17 protein-coding genes are annotated in these 17,923 nt (G+C 64.2%); 12 read left to right on the plus strand and 5 right to left on the minus strand.

Annotation, left to right across the window (positions count from 1 at the left end; translation table 11 throughout):
- The first annotated feature begins 66 nt into the window (after positions 1-66).
- From IOC82_RS01685 to speB, 6 genes are all read left to right on the plus strand, one after another.
- Positions 67-1,146 carry a spermidine/putrescine ABC transporter substrate-binding protein gene (locus IOC82_RS01685; protein WP_290544437.1) on the plus strand — a complete coding sequence of 360 codons (1,080 nt, stop codon included), beginning with the start codon at positions 67-69 and terminating at the stop codon, positions 1,144-1,146.
- A gap of 63 nt (positions 1,147-1,209) precedes the next feature.
- A complete protein-coding gene (locus IOC82_RS01690) occupies positions 1,210-3,528 on the plus strand; it encodes an aminotransferase class III-fold pyridoxal phosphate-dependent enzyme (protein WP_290544438.1) in 2,319 nt (772 codons plus the stop codon).
- Between the two features lie 115 nt (positions 3,529-3,643).
- Positions 3,644-4,471 (plus strand): ABC transporter permease, encoded by an 828-nt coding sequence (locus IOC82_RS01695; protein WP_290544439.1) that lies wholly within the window; start codon positions 3,644-3,646, stop codon positions 4,469-4,471.
- Positions 4,471-5,319, plus strand: coding sequence for an ABC transporter permease (locus tag IOC82_RS01700; protein ID WP_290544440.1), 849 nt, complete (start codon positions 4,471-4,473; stop codon positions 5,317-5,319). The genes IOC82_RS01695 and IOC82_RS01700 overlap by 1 nt, the downstream gene beginning before the upstream one ends.
- A gap of 5 nt (positions 5,320-5,324) precedes the next feature.
- A complete protein-coding gene (locus IOC82_RS01705; RefSeq protein ID WP_290544441.1) occupies positions 5,325-6,407 on the plus strand; it encodes an ABC transporter ATP-binding protein in 1,083 nt (360 codons plus the stop codon).
- A gap of 4 nt (positions 6,408-6,411) precedes the next feature.
- On the plus strand, positions 6,412-7,407 hold the full coding sequence (gene speB, locus IOC82_RS01710; protein ID WP_290544442.1) for an agmatinase: 996 nt from the start codon (positions 6,412-6,414) through the stop codon (positions 7,405-7,407).
- A 3-nt stretch (positions 7,408-7,410) separates the two neighbouring features.
- Here the strand turns inward: speB and IOC82_RS01715 are convergent, their stop codons facing one another.
- On the minus strand, positions 7,411-8,529 hold the full coding sequence (locus IOC82_RS01715; protein WP_290544443.1) for an NADH:flavin oxidoreductase/NADH oxidase: 1,119 nt from the start codon (positions 8,527-8,529) through the stop codon (positions 7,411-7,413).
- On the minus strand, positions 8,529-9,806 hold the full coding sequence (locus IOC82_RS01720; RefSeq protein ID WP_290544444.1) for an FAD-binding oxidoreductase: 1,278 nt from the start codon (positions 9,804-9,806) through the stop codon (positions 8,529-8,531). The genes IOC82_RS01715 and IOC82_RS01720 overlap by 1 nt, the downstream gene beginning before the upstream one ends.
- 83 nt (positions 9,807-9,889) lie before the next feature.
- Here IOC82_RS01720 and IOC82_RS01725 point away from each other — a divergent pair, with 83 nt between their 5' ends.
- Both IOC82_RS01725 and IOC82_RS01730 read left to right on the plus strand, forming a co-directional pair.
- Positions 9,890-11,239 (plus strand): glutamine synthetase family protein, encoded by a 1,350-nt coding sequence (locus tag IOC82_RS01725; protein WP_290544445.1) that lies wholly within the window; start codon positions 9,890-9,892, stop codon positions 11,237-11,239.
- 43 nt (positions 11,240-11,282) lie between these two features.
- Positions 11,283-12,872 (plus strand): L,D-transpeptidase family protein, encoded by a 1,590-nt coding sequence (locus IOC82_RS01730; RefSeq protein WP_290544446.1) that lies wholly within the window; start codon positions 11,283-11,285, stop codon positions 12,870-12,872.
- Between the two features lie 20 nt (positions 12,873-12,892).
- On the opposite strand, the gene IOC82_RS01735 is transcribed toward IOC82_RS01730, so the two are convergent.
- The 3 genes from IOC82_RS01735 to IOC82_RS01745 all read right to left on the minus strand — a co-directional run bounded on the left by IOC82_RS01735 (position 12,893) and on the right by IOC82_RS01745 (position 14,557).
- A complete protein-coding gene (locus IOC82_RS01735) occupies positions 12,893-13,096 on the minus strand; it encodes a citrate/2-methylcitrate synthase (protein ID WP_290544447.1) in 204 nt (67 codons plus the stop codon).
- Between the two features lie 82 nt (positions 13,097-13,178).
- Positions 13,179-14,267, minus strand: coding sequence for an acetate kinase (locus IOC82_RS01740; protein WP_290544448.1), 1,089 nt, complete (start codon positions 14,265-14,267; stop codon positions 13,179-13,181).
- Entirely contained in the window at positions 14,264-14,557 is a 294-nt protein-coding gene (locus IOC82_RS01745) for a cupin domain-containing protein (protein WP_290544449.1), read from the minus strand. The genes IOC82_RS01740 and IOC82_RS01745 overlap by 4 nt, the downstream gene beginning before the upstream one ends.
- A gap of 75 nt (positions 14,558-14,632) precedes the next feature.
- Between IOC82_RS01745 and IOC82_RS01750 the strand changes: the two genes are divergently transcribed.
- The 4 genes from IOC82_RS01750 to ispG are packed head-to-tail and all read left to right on the plus strand — an operon-like array spanning position 14,633 to position 17,914.
- Complete coding sequence (locus IOC82_RS01750) at positions 14,633-15,106, plus strand: transcriptional repressor (RefSeq protein WP_290544450.1); 474 nt, start codon at positions 14,633-14,635, stop codon at positions 15,104-15,106.
- Positions 15,106-15,876, plus strand: coding sequence for a metal ABC transporter ATP-binding protein (locus IOC82_RS01755; protein WP_290544451.1), 771 nt, complete (start codon positions 15,106-15,108; stop codon positions 15,874-15,876). The genes IOC82_RS01750 and IOC82_RS01755 overlap by 1 nt, the downstream gene beginning before the upstream one ends.
- A gap of 5 nt (positions 15,877-15,881) precedes the next feature.
- Positions 15,882-16,682 carry an iron chelate uptake ABC transporter family permease subunit gene (locus IOC82_RS01760; RefSeq protein ID WP_290544452.1) on the plus strand — a complete coding sequence of 267 codons (801 nt, stop codon included), beginning with the start codon at positions 15,882-15,884 and terminating at the stop codon, positions 16,680-16,682.
- A gap of 5 nt (positions 16,683-16,687) precedes the next feature.
- A complete protein-coding gene (gene ispG / locus IOC82_RS01765) occupies positions 16,688-17,914 on the plus strand; it encodes a flavodoxin-dependent (E)-4-hydroxy-3-methylbut-2-enyl-diphosphate synthase (protein WP_290544453.1) in 1,227 nt (408 codons plus the stop codon).
- Positions 17,915-17,923 lie beyond the last annotated feature (9 nt).

The raw sequence follows: 17,923 nt of genomic DNA on the forward strand, positions 1-17,923 counted from the left end.
CGCTGTCTGCACCGGGCGGTCGAAGCTTGCGGTGCCCAAAACAAACGAACGAAAGGATTTACGAGAATGCCCACTTTCCGTCCGCGGTTCCGTCCCAACCGCCGCGCTGTCCTGCGGGGCACAGGCGCGCTGTTTGCTGGCCTCACCTTCCTTCCGCGCTTTTCCATGGCCGAGGAAGAGAAGAAGCTGAACTTCTACAACTGGGATACTTATATCGGCGAGAACACGCTCGCCGAGTTCACCGATGCCACCGGCATCGAGGTGAAGATGGATCTCTATGCCGACAATGACGAGCTCTTCGCCAAGCTCAAGGGCGGCAACCCCGGCTATGACGTGATCGTGCCGACCAATGACTATCTCGAGCGCATGATCAAGGCGGACATGCTGATCCCGCTCGATCACTCCAAGATCCCCAACATGACCAACATCGACACGCTGTTCCAGGACGCGCAGTTCGACCCGGGCCGCAAGTACTCGATCCCCTACATGTGGGGCACCATCGGCATCGGTTACCGCAAGTCGGCCGTCAGTGCGGCGCCCGACAGCTGGAAGGTGCTCCTCGACTCAGACGAATATGCGGGCGCCATCTCGATGCTCGCCGACCAGCAGAACGTGCTGGGCGCCGGCCTCAAGTATCTCGGCTATTCGTGGAACTCGACCAATGCGGACGAGCTAAAGAAGGTCGAAGACCTGCTGATCGCGCAGAAGAAGAACATCAAGGTCTTCGCGCCCGACAACGGACAGGACCTGCTGGCCTCGGGCGAGGTCAAGCTTTGCCAGGAGTGGAATGGCGACATCAAGCAAGTGATGACCGAGGACACGGACCTCGACTACGTGGTGCCGAAGGAAGGCTCGCTGGTGTGGCAGGACACCATGGCCGTGCCGAAGGGCGCGCCGCACCCAGGGAACGCCATGGCCTTCCTCAACTTCATTCTCGACGCAAAGGAGGGTGCGGGCATCGCCACCACCATCCAATATGCCACAACCAACAAGGCGGCGAGAGACCTGATGCCGACGGACTACCAGAACAATCCCGTCATCTTCCCGCCCGCCAGCGCGCTGGCCAAGTGCGAGCCGAACCTTTATCTCGGCGAGGAAGCCATCAAGCAGCGCGACCAGATCTGGACGCGTATCCGCGCCTCTTAACCGGGGCCATCTCGGGGCGGTCCCGCAAGGGCCGCCCCTTTTCGTTCCAACGTCCGGAGCATCATGCTCGATACGCTGAGACCGCCCGCCCTGCCTCTCGACCTGCTCCAGGCTTTCGCACTGGAGTATTACGGACTGAGCGGGGCATGGTCAGCGCTGGAAGGCGAGCGTGACCAGAATTACCGGATCAAGAACAGCGATGGCCGTAGCACTGTATTCAAGGTCTGCCACCCGGCGGAAGGGGATGCGGTGCTGCAATGCCAGGCCGCCGCGCTGGAGCACATCGCCGCAGCTGATCCCGCACTCACCGTGCCGCGCCTTATCCGCACGCGTGACGGCGTCTTGCTTGGCGGACTCACGCATGGCGCCAGCAGTTACCCCATTATGGCGCTCTCCTGGCTCGAAGGCCGTGTGCTGGGCGGCGAGACGCTGGCGCGCGAGGCCTTGTTCGAAATGGGGCAGCTGCTGGCGCGCCTTGGGCTGGCGCTGCGCGGCTTCATCCATGGCGCACCGGCCGAGCGTGATCTCGTCTGGGACACCCGCAACATCCGGAGGCTCGCCCCCGAAGTTGGGAACCTCGCCCCCGAAGACCGCGCGCTGGCCGCCGAGATCCTGGCGCGGCACGAGGCCGTCACCGCGCCCGCGCTGCGCTGCATGCGGGCCCAGATCATCCACGGCGACGTGCACCCGCACAATGTGCTCGTCGATGCGCAGGGGCGCGTCACCGGCATCATCGACTTCGGCGACATGGTGCATGGGCCGCTCGTTCTCGATCTCGCAAATGCCGCGGGCGATTTCCTGACGCCTGACATGAATGCCGCCGGCACCATCTTCGAACTGGTGCGCGGCTATCGCAGCGTGACGCCGCTGGAAGAGGCGGAGGCCGATGCGCTCGTGGACCTGATCGAGGCCCGCCTGCTGATGACGCCGCTGGTCGATGCGCTGAAGGCCTCGAACGGCATTGCCTCGCAGGATTATTTCCAGGCCTTCAATAGCCGCAGCATGCCGATGATCCGCGAGCTGCGGAGGATCGGGCATGACGAAGTCCGGGCGCTCATCCGCCGCGCCGCGGCCTTCCCGGGCGCGCCTCCGCAGCACCCGAAGACGGCGGAGGAGGCGATTGCGCGCCGCCGCCGGGTGATGGGCGAGAAGCTCTATGTCTTCTACGATCCGCCCCTGCACATCGTGAAGGGCGAGGGCGTGTGGCTCACCGCGTCCGATGGCCGGCGCTATCTCGACTGCTACAACAACGTGCCGCATGTGGGCCACGCGCACCCCTACGTGGCCGAGGCCATCGCGCGGCAGGCGCGCACGCTCAACACCAACACCCGCTACATCACCGACCAGGCGCTGGAATATGCCGAGCGGCTGACCGAACTTGCGGGCGAGGGCCTGACCGCCGTCACCTTCGTCAATTCCGGCAGCGAGGCGAATGATCTCGCCTGGCGCATGGCCAAGGCCTTTACCGGCCATACCGGCGGCCTGTGCATGGACTTCGCCTATCACGGCGTGAGCGAGGCGATCGACGCCTTCTCGCCCTCCAACGCGCCTGCGCACTGGAATGCGCCGCATATCCGCCTGCTCCCGGCGCCCGATGTTTATCGCGGCCCCTATGGCGCGCAGGACGCTGACGTGGGCGAGTGTTATGCCGCGCTGGCCGGTCCGCTCATTGCAGAATTGCGGGAGAAGGGCTTCGGCGTTGCCGCAGTCATGGTCGACTCGGCCTTCATGACCAACGGCATCCTCGATGCGCCGGCGGGGTATCTGCAGGGCATTGCCGGGCGCGTACGCCAAGCGGGCGGGCTGTTCATTGCGGACGAGGTCCAGTCCGGCTTCGGCCGCATGGGCCCTTCCTTCTGGGGCCACCGCCACCATGGCGTGACACCCGATTTCATCACCATCGGCAAGCCGGCCGGCAATGGCTATCCGCTGGGCGCCGTCATCACCAGGCCTGAGATCCTGTCGCATTTCCTGCAGTTCGGGCCCTTCTTCTCCACCTTCGGGGGCAACAATGTTGCAGGTGCCGCCGGAATGGCCGTGCTGGACGTGATCCGCGACGAGAACCTGCTGGAGAATGCGCGCGACACCGGCGCCTATTTCCGCCGGGGCTTGTCAGGCCTCATGCAGAAGCATTCCCTGATCGGCGACGTGCGCGGCGTGGGCCTCGCAACAGGCGTGGAACTGGTGCATAACCGGGCGTCAAAGGCGCCCGCCGGAGGTGTCATGCACCGGCTTCTGAACCTCATCCGTGACGAAGGGGCGCTGGTGGGCGGTGAGGGAAAATCGGGCAATGTGCTGAAGATCAGGCCGCCCATCGTGTTTAGCCGGGCCGATGCCGATTTTGCGGTTGCCGCCATCGGCCGGGCGTTCGCAAGGTTATAGCCGGGGTTGCCGTGCCGTGCCGTGCTGGGCTAGCTTCAAAGAAAACGGCTAAAGGGGGAGTGAACGCATCTTGGAGAACTGGAAACAGAATCCGCGGGTCTTCTGGACCCTAGGGATGCCGCCATCGTTGTGGCTTCTGGCCTTCTTTATCATCCCGCTCGGCTTCCTCTTCGTCATGTCATTCAGCGACAAGGCGATTGTCGATGGCCAGGTGTCGATCACCGGCTATGATTACCTCACTGGCTTTAGCAATTATATCCGCGCTTTCGATCCGCTGTATCTCGGCATTATGTGGAAGTCGGTGTGGATCTCGGCACTGGCCACCGCGCTGTGCCTGCTCACGGCCTATCCCATCGCCTTCGGCATCTGCTTCGCCAAGGACAAGTGGAAGCCGCTCTTGCTTCTGCTCGTCGTGCTGCCCTTTTGGATCAACCTCCTCATCCGCACCTACGCGCTGATCGCGGTGTTCCGCACCCAGGGATACGTCAACAAGATCCTGGGCTGGGTGGGCCTCGGCCCCTACGAGATGCTCTACAATAATTTCGCGGTCATCTTCGGGCTCGTCTATGTCTATATGCCCTTCATGGTGCTGCCGCTTTATGCCACCATCGAAAGGCTCGACAAATCCTATCTCGAAGCCAGTCTCGATCTCGGCGGCTCGCAGTTCCAGACCTTCATGCGCGTCACCGTGCCGCTCACCATGCCGGGAATCGTCTCCGGCATCATCCTCGTGTTCATCCCGTGTCTCGGCTCCTTCCTCACGCCGGACCTCTTGGGCGGCGCCAATGCGCTGATGATCGGCAATGTCATCGAGCGCCAGTTCAAGGCGGCCAATGACTGGCCCTTCGGCGCGGCGCTGTCCTTCCTGCTGATGTACGCCACTTTTGGCGCGCTGGCGCTGCGCTATCTCTTCACCCTTCGCAGCAAGGGAGTGGACGTCTGATGGCCGCCCAGCTGAAACCGGGGCAGGGACCCCTCGACTACGGCAGCCGCACCTGGCTCAAGGCGCTGTTCGGTGTGAACTTTTTCGTGCTCTATGCGCCTATCATCACGCTCGTCGCCTTTTCCTTCAACACCGATAAGCGCGGTGTGGTGTGGCGCGGCTTCACGCTCGACAATTACGCCAAGGCCTGGAACAACGCCTCGCTGATCGAGGCGCTCACCAACTCGCTGGTGATCGCCGTTATTGCGACGGTGATCGCCACCGTGCTGGGAGCGCTCACCGCGCTGCTGATGTGGCGCTTCCGTTTTCCCTTGAAGGGCGCCTATGAGGGCTTCATGGCGCTGCCCATCGTGATCCCCGAAATCTGCATGGGCGTGGCGCTGCTGCTGTTCTTCGTCAATTCAGGCTTGATGGAGTTCTTCGTCCACATGCCGTGGCCCCTGAACCTCGGCAACATCATCTTCGCGCATGTCACCTTCTGCTTTCCCTTCGTGGCGGTGGTCGTGCGCTCGCGCCTCGTGGGCTTCAACCGCCAGCTCGAGGAAGCCTCGAAGGACCTGGGTGCCTCCGAATGGCAGACCTTCTGGTCGATCATCGTGCCCTACATGAAGCCCGGCCTCATCGCCGGAGCACTTCTGGCCTTCACGCTGTCGCTCGATGACTTTGTCATCACCTTCTTCACCTCTGGGCCTGAAACGGTCACCTTCCCGGTCAAGGTCTATTCGCTGGTGCGCCGCGGCGTCTCGCCGGAGATCAACGCGGCCTCGACCGTGCTGATCGTCATCACCGTGGTTGCCACCGTCCTCGCAATGAAGCTCCAGGCGCCGCCCAAGGCGGACAAGGGTTGAACATCATGTCAGACGCCATCGTTTCCATCCGCAACGTCACCAAGGCCTTTCCGGGCGGCGTCACCGCCGTCGACAATGTTTCGCTTGATATTGCGCAGAACGAGTTCTTCGCGCTCCTTGGTCCATCTGGCTGCGGCAAGACCACGCTCCTGCGCATGATCTCCGGCCTTGAAACGCCCACCTCCGGCCAGATCATCATCGGCGGCGAGGACATGGCCTTCACGCCGCCCAACAAGCGGCCCACCAACATGGTGTTCCAGTCCTATGCGGTGTTTCCCCACATGACGGTGGAGCAGAATGTGGCCTATGGCCTGAAGGTGACGGGCGTTGCCCCGGACGAGATCAAGCGCCGCGCCGGTGAAGCCCTCGACATGGTGAAGCTCACCGCACTCGCCACCCGCAAGCCGGACCAGATGTCGGGCGGCCAGCGCCAGCGCGTGGCGCTCGCCCGGGCCCTCGTCAAGCGCCCCAAGGTGCTGCTGCTGGACGAGCCGCTCTCGGCCCTCGACGCCAAGCTGCGCGACGACATGCGCATGGAATTGACGCGGCTGCAGGAAACCGTCGGCATCACCTTCATCATCGTGACGCATGACCAGGACGAGGCGCTGTCCATGGCGAGCCGCATCGCCGTCATGGACAAGGGCGCGGTCCAGCAGGTGGCGACGCCCGGCGAGCTCTACGAGCATCCGAAAAGCCGCTTCGTTGCCGACTTCATCGGCAAGGTGAATCTCATCGATGCCCGCGTGCACCGCCAGATCGGCCGCAAGATCGACTGCGAGCTGAAAGGCGTTGGCCGCATGGAACTGGCAAGCGACGGGCTGGTGGGCGGCACGGTGGCCGTCGCGGTGCGGCCTGAAAAGCTCAAGATCGCCACAACGGAACCGGCCAGCGCCATCCGGGTTCAGGGCAAGGTGCGTGACGTCGCATATTACGGCGACACGAGTCACGTCGTCATCGAGGCGGCGGACGGGCTCGACCTCTCGGTCAATGTCCAGAACGATACGCGGCTCGGCGGCTCCGGAGTTGAGCGCGGCCAGACCGTTTGGGTGTCCTGGGCTCCCGAAGATTCGATTGTCCTGACAGAGTAGGCGAATGTCGCTGGAGATGAACCCTGACGGCCCTTTCCCGGGCGACAGTGCCTTCCGCCGCGAACAGCTTAAGGGCACGCAGTGGGAGCCCACCTATGCCGGCGCACTCTCCTTCATGCGCCGCAAGTACTCGCGCGATCTCAAGGGCGTGGACATCGCCGTCACCGGCATTCCCTTCGACCAGGCCGTGTCGCACCGCTCCGGCACGCGCATGGGGCCGGAGGGCATCCGCAAGGCCTCCGCCGAGAATGCCTGGGGCCCGTTCTGGCCGTGGAACTTCGATCCCTTCGACACGCTCGCCGTCGTCGATTATGGCGACTGTTTCTTCGATTGGGGCCGCAAGGAGAATTTTCCGCAGCGGCTGGAGGACCACGCCACGGAGATCATTTCATCCGGCGCCGAGATGATCTCGCTCGGCGGCGACCACTACGTCACCTATCCGCTGCTGAAGGCACACGCCAGGAAGCACGGCCCTTTGTCGCTCGTTCATTTCGATGCGCACCGCGACGTCGAACCCGATGACGGCGGCCGGATCGACCATGGCACCATGTTCGGCTACGCGGTGAAGGAAGGCCTGATCGACCCGAAGAAATCGGTCCAGATCGGCATCCGCACGGTCTTCGCCGGCGAGCGGACCTACGGCTTCAGGATCGTCTATGCCGACGAAGTGCATGAATCGACGCCGGCTCAGATGGCCGGCATTATCCGGAAGGTGGTGGGCGCCAACAAGGCCTACCTCACCTTCGACATCGACTGCCTCGATCCCTCTGTGGCGCCCGGAACGGGAACGCCCATCCCCGGCGGCCTCAGCTATCACCAGGCGGCCTCGATCATCCGCAGGCTGACGGACGTGAACTTCGTCGCCATGGACGTTGTGGAAGTGTCGCCGCCCTACGATCACGCCGAGATCACGTCGCTCGCGGCCTCCTCGCTGATCATGGAATACCTCTGCCTCAAGGCTTGGCAGAGGGGCGCGAGGGCCGTGCCCATCGCGGAATAGGGGCTACTTCGCCAGCCCCAGCGCCCGGTCCTTGTTGCGCACGGCATAGCCCGCCTGCTGGGGCCAGTTCCCGTATGTGTCCCCGGGGAGCAGTTCGCGCATCGCATGCAGCGGCCAGTTCGGGTCATCCAGCGCCTGGCGGGCCAGTGCGATCAGGTCGGCCTGGCCCTTTTCGAGAATGCTCTCGGCCTCCTCAGCCTTGGAGATCAGGCCCACTGCTGCGGCCGGCACATCCGCACCTTTCCGGACCGCCTCGGCCAGCGGCGCCTGATACAACGGCCCGACGGGAATCTTCGCGCCATCGAAGCCCCCGGACGAGCAGTGCACGAGGTCATAGCCGATGGCCTTCAGCTCCTTGGCATAAGCCACACTCTCCTCCACCGTCACGCCGCCCTCGATCCAGTCGGTCACCGAGATGCGCACGAAGGCGGGCTTGTCCTTGGGCCATGCCGCGCGCACCGCGCGGGCCACTTCAAGGGGAAAGCGCATGCGGTTCCCGAGGCTGCCGCCATAATCATCGTCACGCTTGTTGGCGACGGGCGAGAGGAACTGGTTGAGCAGATAGCCATGGGCGGAATGGAGTTCGATCATGTCGAAGCCCGCGGCTTCGGCCCGCCGGGCGGCCCCCACGAAGCCGTCGCGAAGGCGGGCGAGGCCCGCAGCATCGAGGGCTGCCGGAACCGGATAGGATGCGGTGTGCCGCTCTGCCGAGGGCGCAACGGACGTCCAGGATTCAAAGCCCAGCGTTTGCTTTTCGGCGTCCGTCTCGTTGAAGCTGCCCCGCCACGGGATGGGCGCATTTGCCTTGCGCCCCGCATGCGCGAGTTGGATGCCGGCCTTGGCGTCATTCTGGTGCAGGAATTCGACGATGCGCCTGAGCGGCGCGATCTGCGCATCCTCCCACAGGCCGAGACAGCCATAGGAGATGCGGCCTTCCGGCGTCACACCGGTGGCCTCGACGATGACAAGGCTGAAGCTGCCCAGCGCGAAGCGGCCGAGATGCACGAGGTGCCAGTCATTGGCAAAGCCATGCTGTGCGGAATACTGGCACATGGGCGCGACGATCACCCGGTTCTTAAGGGTCATGCCGCGATAAGTGACGGGGGAGAACAGCTTGCTCATCAGCCCAGGGCATCCTTGATACGGTAAAACAACATGGCGGCGGCAAGCAGCGGCACGCGCACGGGTCCGCCGGGGAAGGGGATATGCCGCACCCGCGACAGCAAATCGAAGCGCTCCGCCGTGCCGCGGACGGCTTCGGCGATCAGCTTGCCATAGATGCCCGCCAGCGCTACGCCCTGGCCGGAATAGCCATGGGCATAATAGGCGGTGGGGCTCAGGCGCCCGCAGTCCGGAATGCGGTTGTGGGTGATGGCGATGTAGCCGCCCCAGGCAAAATCCACCTTCGCATCGCGCAGCTGCGGGAAGATCTTCACCATCGACTCCCGCATCTCGGGCGCCAGGTGTGAGGGCTCGCGGGTCGTGTAGCTCGCCTTGCCGCCGAACAGCATGCGCGTGTCGGAGGTGATGCGGAAATAGTCGACGATGAAATTGGTGTCCGCCACCGCCTCGCCGTCGCGGATCAGCGCGCGGGCGCGGTTTTCGCCCAGGGGCTCGGTGGCGATGATATAGCTCGTCACCGGCAGCACCTTGCCATAAAGCTGCGGCACGAGGCGCCCCAGATAGCCATTGCAGGCGACGATCACGAAGCGTGCATTGACCTTGCCATGAGCCGTGCGCACGAACGGCTTCGAACTCGTATCGACCTCGACAGCCGGCGAATGCTCATGGATGACGGCACCCGCTTCCGTTGCGGCACGTGCAAGCCCCAGGCAATAGTTCAGCGGATGGAAATGCCCCGCCCCGCCCTCGCGCAGCGCGCCGTGATAGGCGCGCGTGCCGAGCTTCTCCGCAAGCTGGGAAGCGTCTAGGATCTGGGTGTCGGTGTAACCGAGCGCGTCCCACTCGTCCTTCCACTCTTTCAGCCCGTCCATGCGGTTGGGCTTGGGCAGCACGTGGAGATAGCCCCAGCGCAGGTTGCAATCGATGTTGTATCGCTTGATCCGATCCACCAGCAGGCGCTTTGACTCTTCGGCGATGTCGAAGCACTTGCGGGCGTCATCGCGGCCCAGCTGGCCGGCGATCTTGTCCTGGCCTGAGGAAAAGCCGGTGCAGATCTGCCCCCCATTGCGCCCCGAGGCGCCGTGGCCGGCTGTCTCCGCTTCCACGACCACCACCCTGTAACCCGCCTCCGCCAGCTCCACGGCGGCCGAAAGCCCTGTATAGCCCGCTCCCACAATGCACACATCCGCGGATATTTCGCCCGCCAGTGCGGCATAGGCGGGCGAGGGCGTTGCGGTGGCCTGGTAATAGCTCGGGGCGAAAATGGAGTTCGGCATGATAATGAGGGTTTAGCGGCCCCCCTTTTGTTCGGTCAAGCTTCCGCGCTACAGTGGGCCGTTGCAACAATACTTGGACAATCATGACCCAATCGCGATTTGAGGAATGGCTGAGCGAGCACAAGATCAGCGAGGTTGAATGCCTCGTGGCCGACATGAACGGCACGGCGCGCGGCAAGATTCTTCCGCCTAAGAAATTTCTTTCCGGCAACCGCTCCCGCGGGCTTCGCATCCCCGAGGAAGTCTTCACGCTGACGATCAACGGCCGCTACACGCAGGATACGCGCGCCGTCTCCGACAGCGCCATCGACATCTACATGAAGCCCGACGCTGACACGATCCGCTTCGTGCCCTGGTACCAGGAGCCGACCGCGCAGGTGATCTGCGATGCCTTTCACCTCGACGACGAGCCGGTGCTGATTTCGCCGCGTCACGTGCTGAAGCGCGTGCTGCAGGCCTATAAGGACAAGGGCTGGAAGCCCGTCGTGGCGCCAGAGCTCGAGTTCTACCTCGTCAAGAAGAATATCGATCCCGACTATCCGCTCGATGCAGCCATCGGGCGTTCTGGCCGAAAGGAGCCGGGCGGCCAGGCCTATGGCATTGATGCCGCCAACGACTTCGACCCGATCGTTGAAGACATCTACGATTACTGCGAGGCGCAGGAACTTGACGTCGATACGCTGAGCCACGAAAGCGGCCCCGCCCAGCTCGAGATCAACTTCAACCACGGCGACCCTCTGGAACTGGCCGACCAGGTCTTCCTGTTCAAGCGCACGGTGCGCCAGGCGGCGCTGAAGCACGACATGTATGCGACCTTCATGGCCAAGCCGCACGAGAATGAGCCCGGTTCCTCCATGCACATCCACCAGTCGGTGATGGACCTGAAGACCGGAAAGAACATTTTTGCCAACAAGGACGGTTCGCCCTCGAAGCAGTTCCTCAACCACATCGGCGGCCTGCAGCGCTACCTCGCGGCGGCGCTGTCGCTGTGCGCGCCGAATGTCAATTCCTACCGCCGCCTGGTGCCTGATTCGGATGCGCCCACCAATGTCCACTGGGCCATCGACAATCGCACCGTCTCGCTGCGCGTGCCGTCGTCGGATCCCAACAACACCCGCGTCGAGAATCGCGTGCCGGGGGCGGATGCCAATCCCTACCTCGCCTTCGCCGCCTCGCTCGCCTGCGGCTATCTCGGCATGGTGGAGCGCATCAAGCCGTCGGACCCGGTTGAGGGCTCGGCCTACCGCTATGCCCATACCCTGCCCATCAGCCTCGACGAGAGTCTCGACAAGCTGAATTATACGAAAGCCTTGAAGCAGGTGCTGGGCGAAAAGTTCTGCGAAGCCTATAATGACGTGAAGTACCAGGAGATGCAGAACTACCGGAGGGTCATCAGCTCGTGGGAGCGCGAGTACCTCCTGCTGAACGTGTGAGGGTGGACGATTGATGCGGACGGCGACGAGACTTCTCCTTGCAATGCTGGTGTGCGCATATCTTGCCGCCGGCGCCCATGCCAAGCCCACGACGGCAGCCCCGCCGCCGGCGGAGGTTCAGACGGCGATCGCCGACGTGCTGAACGGGCCGGATCGTCTGCCATTGCCACTGGAGCGCATCCGGCCGGCGCTGATCGCGCATTATATCCGCGACCAGGCGCCCATCTACTGGGTGGGCACCGGGCGCATGACGCCCTTCTTGCAGCGGCTGGCCGATGCCGGTGACGACGGGCTCAACCCCGCCGACTATCCCATCGACGCGCTGATCCAGCTGCGTGACACGATCGATCCGAACGATGCCGATAGCGCGGCGCTGGCCGAACTGTTCTTCACCGCCTTCTTCGTCAACTATGCGACTGACCTGAAGATCGGCCGGCTGACGCCCACCAAGGTTGACCCGAAGAATTACCGCAATCGCAAGACGGTGGATGTGCTGGCGATCATGACGGGCTTCTCGAAGCAGAATGACCCCGGCGACTTCCTCGACGCGTTCGAGCCGCACAACCCGCATTACCAGGCGCTGAAAAAGATTCTCGCGCTCTACCGCGCCATGTCGGAGTCGGTCGACTGGGACGCGATCCCGATGGGCGCCGACATCAAGCCGGGTGACAGCGATCCGCGCATCCCTGACATCCGCGAGAAGCTGATGCTGACCGGAGATCATCCGGGCGGCGGAGCCGGCCAGGGCGACCTTTACGATTCCTCCACCGTGCTGGCCGTGCGCAGTTTCCAGCTGCGCAACGGGCTGGAGCCCAGGGGCATCATCGGCAAGCAGACGATTCTCGCACTCAATGTGCCGCCGGCCAACCGTGCCCGCCAGGTCATGCTCAACATGGAGCGCTGGCGCTGGATGCCGGAAGACCTCGGCGCACACCACTATATGGTGAACCTCGCCGCCTTCGAGCTGAGCGAAATCCAGAACGAGGACATCGTCGACCGCATGGACGTTGTGGTGGGCGCTGTCGCCACCCAGACGCCGGAGTTTTCCGACGAGCTTGAGTATGTCGAGATCAACCCCACCTGGACGGTGCCCTATTCCATCGCGACGGGCGAGATGCTGCCGAAGCTGCGGCGCAATCCTTCCGCCTATGCGGGCGACTTCGAAGTCTTCATGAACGGCAAGCTGGCCTCTTGGGGCGGCATCAACTGGAATGCCTATGGCAAGGGCAATTTCCCCTTCACCTTCCGTCAGAAGCCGGGACCCAGGAACGCGCTGGGCAAAGTGAAGTTCATGCTGCCCAACCCTTACAACATCTATCTCCACGATACGCCGGCGAAGGACAAGTTCCTCGCCATCACACGCGCTTTCAGCCATGGCTGCATCCGCCTGTCGCGGCCGATTGACCTCGCCAATCGCCTGGTGGGCGGCTTTGCCGGCTGGCCGAAGCCGAAGATCGACCAGGCCTTCGCAAGCGGCAAGACCACGCGCGTGCCGCTGCCCCAGCACATCCCGGTCCACCTGATTTATGCCACCGCCTTCGAGGGCGATGGCGGCTCGATCGAATTCCGGCCGGACATTTATGGCCGCGACCGCAAGCTCGATGCGGCACTGAGCGGCAAGCCATCGAGCTGATCGGTGTGCTGCTGTCTGGCTCAGCGCTGCGAAATTGGCAAGTAGGCGCGGGCTTCCGGGCCGTTGCAGGGCGTCAGCAAGCGGATGAGGAGGTTGTTCCGCAGCCGCCCGGGGCATTGCACCGTCCAGCTCGGCGCGCGGCCCGCGGCGAAAACCGGCACGAACAGACCGGGCCTGACCGCGTTCGGGTGGTGGACGACGCCGGAGCAGAAATCGACGTTCACATTCACGCCGAAAGTTGCGCCAGCTTTTGAATCTGGAGCGTCTTTCGCTTCGCAAGCGATTCCACTTGCCCGCACGATGCTTCTAGAGCAGCTCCTTTACGCCGCGCGCGATGGCGAGTTCCTCGTTGGCTGGGACGACATAGACGTTCCCGGGCCCAATTCCCAGCCACTCTAGACGCGACATGATCCGTTCACGGACGGTTTCCGCATTCTCGCCCACGCCGCCGGTGAAGGCCATGGCATCGACCCCGCCCAGGGCCGGCACGAGAGACGCGGCATGCCGCGCGGCGGAATAGCAGTAATGGTCCACCGCCTCGCTCGCCTCGGTGCGGCCGCTCGCCAGCAGCACGCGCATGTCGGCCGAGATGCCCGAAAGGCCCAAAAGCCCGCTTCTGCGGTAGAGCAGGTCCTCAAGCTGCCCGGGGTCCATGTGCTCGTCGCGCATCAGCGCCACCAGAACGCCGGGGTCGATCGAGCCGGTGCGCGTGCCCATGACGAGGCCGTCGGCGGTCGAGAAGCCCATGGTGGTGGCCACGCTCTTGCCGTCGAAAATCGCGCACATCGATGCGCCGGAGCCAAGGTGTGCCGCGAGCAACCGGCGGGGCAGGGGCTTGCCCGAAATCCGCGGCAGCGCCTCCACGACGTGCTGGTAGTTGAGCCCGTGAAAGCCGTAGCGCCGGTAGCCCTTGTCGAAATAGTTGCGCGGCAACGGAAGGCGGGTGGCCAGTTCCGGCTGCGTGGCGTGGAATGCGGTATCGAAGCAGGCGATATTCGGCACCTCCGGAGCCACCCGGCGCATCTCGCGCAGCACGCCGAGGCCGAAGGGCAGGTGCAAGGGCGCCAGCATGCGCAGCGCGTCAAGATCGCGCTGCACCTGGTCGTCCACCACCACGGGCGACACATATTGCGTGCCGCCATGCACGATGCGGTGGCCGATACCGATGAATTGGCCGGGTTCATGGCCATTATCGGCCAGCCATTCCGCCGCCACCAGCAAGCCTTCGCCGGGGCTCGTCACATGCGGCACCTCGCGGCTGGAATGGCCGTCGGCTTCCAACCGCGGCTTCGATCCGATGCCGGAGACCTGGCCTTTCATCAGCAGTTTCAGCCCGCCGTCGAAGACGGCGAATTTGAGGGAGGAGGAACCCGCATTGAGGACGAGAATGTTCACTTCAGCTCGATCTCGATGAAGGCATATTCGGTATCATTTGCGTTGATCACGTCATGCTCCACTCCGGCATGGCGGAAATAGGGAACACCCGCCTTCATCTCGGCGTGCGCCGGGCCGGTGGGCGTCTCGAGCCGCACCTTGCCGTCCATCAGGGGAACGACCACATAGTCGTGGCCGTGCTTGTGCCAGCCGGTGTTGGCGCCCGGCGCGAAGCGCCATTCGGTGACGATGACCCGGTCATTCTCCACGAAAACCGTCGATGTGGCAGACCCGTGGCTGTGTTGGGACATGGCGGAACTCCTGATTTTCAAGGCCATGGTGGATGGAACTGGAACTTCCCGCAAGCATGTAATATTATAACGTCCATGTCCTTCCCGGCGCCCCACCACAACCATGCCACCTGCACCGCCGAGATCCTCTCGCGGGCCGAGCGCACCTGCGAGCGGCGCGGCTCCCGCCTTACTGGCCAGCGCCGCGAGGTGCTGAACTGCGTGGCCGAAAGCCATTCGGCGGTCGGCGCCTATGACATCATCGAGCGCATGGCGGGCCATGGGCCGCGTCCGGCGCCCATCACCGTCTACCGCGCGCTCGACTTCCTCGAGGCGCATGGCCTCGTCCACAAGATCGAGAGCCGCAACGCCTTCATCGCCTGCACCCACCCGCACGAGGGCCAGCCCGCCGCCCTGTTGGTCTGCGAAAGCTGCGGTCTCGTCGCCGAGCTCGATGCGCCTGAGACGTTCGCGGCGCTTCAGTCCGCCGCCAGGGCGCAGGGCTTCGAGGTCCACCGCAGCGTGGTGGAGCTCACCGGCCTCTGCGCCACCTGCCATGAGGCCCGCTGATGCTGAAGGTCGCCAACGCCATTCTCAGCGCGCGCGATGCCACCCTCGCCATCGGCGGCCGCACCATCCTCGACCAGGTCAATCTCGACGTGCGGTCCAACGAGATTGTCACCGTCATCGGCCCCAATGGCGCCGGCAAGTCGACCCTCGTGCGCTGCCTGCTCGGCCTCCAGCCTTTGACCTCGGGCGAAATCATCCGGCCGAAAGACCTGCGGGTGGGCTATGTGCCGCAGCGCTTTCCGCTCACCGCCAATGTGCCGCTCGACGTGCGCCGCCTCCTCTCGCTCACCCTCAAGCCCAGCGACAGCGAGATCGACGAGGCCCTCGCCGAGACGGGCATCTCGTACTTGAAGAATGCGACCGTCTCCCGCCTCTCGGGCGGCGAGCTGCAGCGCGCGCTGCTCGCCCGCGCGCTTCTCAGAAAGCCGCAGCTTCTCGTGCTGGACGAACCGGTGCAGGCCGTCGACTTCATGGGCGAGGCGCGCATGTATGAGCTGATCTCCGAAGTGCGCAAGCGCCACGGCTGCGGCATCCTGATGGTCAGCCACGATCTTCACATGGTGATGGCGGAAAGCGACCATGTCATCTGCCTCAACGGCCATGTCTGCTGCGAGGGCGGCCCCATCAAGGTCCAGCAGGACCCGGAATTCGCCAAGCTCTTCGGCCCCGCCGCGGCGCGCATGATCGCCGCCTATACCCACCACCACGATCATGACCATGAGAGCCACGGCTGCGGGCATGACCATCTCCATCACGATCACCGGCACTGACCCTCGTGCTTGACATCCTCACCCAGCCCTTCTTCCAGCGCGCGCTGCTCGCCGGCCTCGCCATCGCCTCGGTGGCGGGCCCCGTCGGCTGTTTCATCGTGTGGCGGCGCATGGCCTATTTCGGCGAGACGCTGGCGCATTCGGGCCTGTTCGGTGTGGGCCTGGGCCTACTGCTGGGCTTCAGCCTCACGCTGGGTGCTGTCGCCACCGCTGTCGCCGTGGCGCTGCTGCTGATGCTGATGAAGAGCCAGCGGATCCTCGCCACTGACACGCTGCTCGGCATTCTGTCGCATTCCTCCCTCGCCCTCGGCATCGTCACTGTTGGCCTCGTCACGGGCTCGGCGGGAGACCACATGGACCTCTTGTTCGGCGACATCCTGACGGTGAACTGGAAGGACGTTTCCGTCGTCTGGGCGGGTGGTGCGGCCGTGCTGCTGATCCTTGGATTCTTGTGGCGCGACCTCATCGCCATATCGGTGCATGAGGAACTGGCCCAGGCCGAGGGCATCAGCGTGAAACGCGTAGAACTGGGCTTCGTGCTCCTGATCGCGCTAATGACGGCGATCTCTATGAAGATCGTCGGGCTGCTGCTGATCACCGCCCTGCTGGTGATCCCCGCCGCCGCTGCCCGCCGGCTGACCAATAGCCCGGAAGCGATGGCGCTGGCCGCCGCCGCCATTGCCTGCGTGGTGGTGGTCATGGGCCTGATGCTGTCCGCCTTCGCCAATGCCATCACCGGCCCCGCCATCGTCCTTGCGGCGGGCCTGCTCTTCGTCTTGACCTTGCTTCGTCCTCAGGCCAGTTAACACCCATGAGCTATTCCGCGATCAGCAACCGCCGCAAATCGGTCCCCGTGAAGGTGGGCCACGTCACCGTGGGCGGCGGCGCCCCCGTCGCCGTCCAGTCCATGACCAATACCGACACGGCGGACGCGGAGGCGACCGCCCAGCAGACCGCCGCACTGGCCCGCGCGGGCTCGGAACTCGTCCGCATCACGGTCGACCGCGAGGAGTCGGCCAGGGCCGTGCCGCATATCCGCGAGAAGCTCGATCGCATGGGCGTCAACGTGCCGCTCGTCGGCGACTTCCACTACAACGGCCACACGCTTTTGAACGAGCACCCCGCCTGCGCCGAGGCGCTGGCCAAGTACCGCATCAACCCCGGCAATGTCGGCTTCCGCGAGAAGAAGGACCGTAACTTCTCCATGATGGTCGAGACGGCGATGAAGTTCGACCGCCCGGTGCGCATCGGCGTCAACTGGGGCTCGCTCGATCAGGCGCTGCTCACAGAGTTGATGGACCAGAACGCCAAGTCGGCCGACCCGATGGACGTGCGCGACGTGATGCACGAGGCCGTGGTGCAGTCAGGCCTCATGTCGGCCGAACGCGCCGTGGAACTGGGCCTGCCCAAGGACAAGATCGTCATCTCCGCAAAATGCTCCGAGGTGCAGGACCTGATCGCGGTCTACCGATCGCTGGCCCGCCGCTGTGATTACGCCCTGCATCTGGGCCTCACCGAGGCCGGCATGGGCTCCAAGGGCATCGTGGCCTCCACGGCCGCACTCGCCGTGCTGCTGCAGGAAGGGATCGGCGACACCATCCGCATCTCGCTCACGCCGGAACCGGGCGGCGACCGCACGCGCGAGGTGATCGTGGCGCAGGAAATCCTGCAGACCATGGGCATCCGCAATTTTGCCCCCATGGTCATCGCTTGCCCGGGCTGCGGCCGCACCACGTCCACGACCTTCCAGGAGCTGGCGCAGGACATCCAGGCTTACGTCCGCACCCGCATGCCCGACTGGCGGCGCGACTACCCCGGCTTCGAGACCCTGCAGCTCGCCGTCATGGGCTGCATCGTCAATGGCCCCGGCGAGTCGAAGCACGCCGACATCGGCATCTCGCTCCCCGGCACCGGTGAGCTTCCGGCAGCCCCGATCTTCATCGACGGCAAGAAGGCGATGACGCTCAGGGGCGAGAACCTCTCGCTGCAGTTCAAGGGGATCGTCGAGGATTACGTGAAGGGCCGATGGGGTCGGTAAACGTTTTCT

Source organism: Aestuariivirga sp. (assembly GCF_020252395.1).
GTDB lineage: Bacteria > Pseudomonadota > Alphaproteobacteria > Rhizobiales > Aestuariivirgaceae > Aestuariivirga.

Excerpts from the sequence above, each read along its gene's own strand:
- IOC82_RS01720 (WP_290544444.1), bottom strand. The coding sequence starts at position 9,806 with ATGCCGAACTCCATTTTCGCCCCGAGCTATTACCAGGCCACCGCAACG.
- IOC82_RS01705 (WP_290544441.1), top strand. The coding sequence starts at position 5,325 with ATGTCAGACGCCATCGTTTCCATCCGCAACGTCACCAAGGCCTTTCCG.
- ispG (WP_290544453.1), top strand. The coding sequence starts at position 16,688 with ATGAGCTATTCCGCGATCAGCAACCGCCGCAAATCGGTCCCCGTGAAG.
- IOC82_RS01745 (WP_290544449.1), bottom strand. The coding sequence starts at position 14,557 with ATGTCCCAACACAGCCACGGGTCTGCCACATCGACGGTTTTCGTGGAG.
- IOC82_RS01730 (WP_290544446.1), top strand. The coding sequence starts at position 11,283 with ATGCTGGTGTGCGCATATCTTGCCGCCGGCGCCCATGCCAAGCCCACG.
- IOC82_RS01690 (WP_290544438.1), top strand. The coding sequence starts at position 1,210 with ATGCTCGATACGCTGAGACCGCCCGCCCTGCCTCTCGACCTGCTCCAG.
- IOC82_RS01700 (WP_290544440.1), top strand. The coding sequence starts at position 4,471 with ATGGCCGCCCAGCTGAAACCGGGGCAGGGACCCCTCGACTACGGCAGC.
- IOC82_RS01755 (WP_290544451.1), top strand. The coding sequence starts at position 15,106 with ATGCTGAAGGTCGCCAACGCCATTCTCAGCGCGCGCGATGCCACCCTC.
- IOC82_RS01725 (WP_290544445.1), top strand. The coding sequence starts at position 9,890 with ATGACCCAATCGCGATTTGAGGAATGGCTGAGCGAGCACAAGATCAGC.
- IOC82_RS01750 (WP_290544450.1), top strand. The coding sequence starts at position 14,633 with ATGTCCTTCCCGGCGCCCCACCACAACCATGCCACCTGCACCGCCGAG.
- IOC82_RS01695 (WP_290544439.1), top strand. The coding sequence starts at position 3,644 with ATGCCGCCATCGTTGTGGCTTCTGGCCTTCTTTATCATCCCGCTCGGC.
- IOC82_RS01715 (WP_290544443.1), bottom strand. The coding sequence starts at position 8,529 with ATGAGCAAGCTGTTCTCCCCCGTCACTTATCGCGGCATGACCCTTAAG.
- speB (WP_290544442.1), top strand. The coding sequence starts at position 6,412 with ATGTCGCTGGAGATGAACCCTGACGGCCCTTTCCCGGGCGACAGTGCC.
- IOC82_RS01685 (WP_290544437.1), top strand. The coding sequence starts at position 67 with ATGCCCACTTTCCGTCCGCGGTTCCGTCCCAACCGCCGCGCTGTCCTG.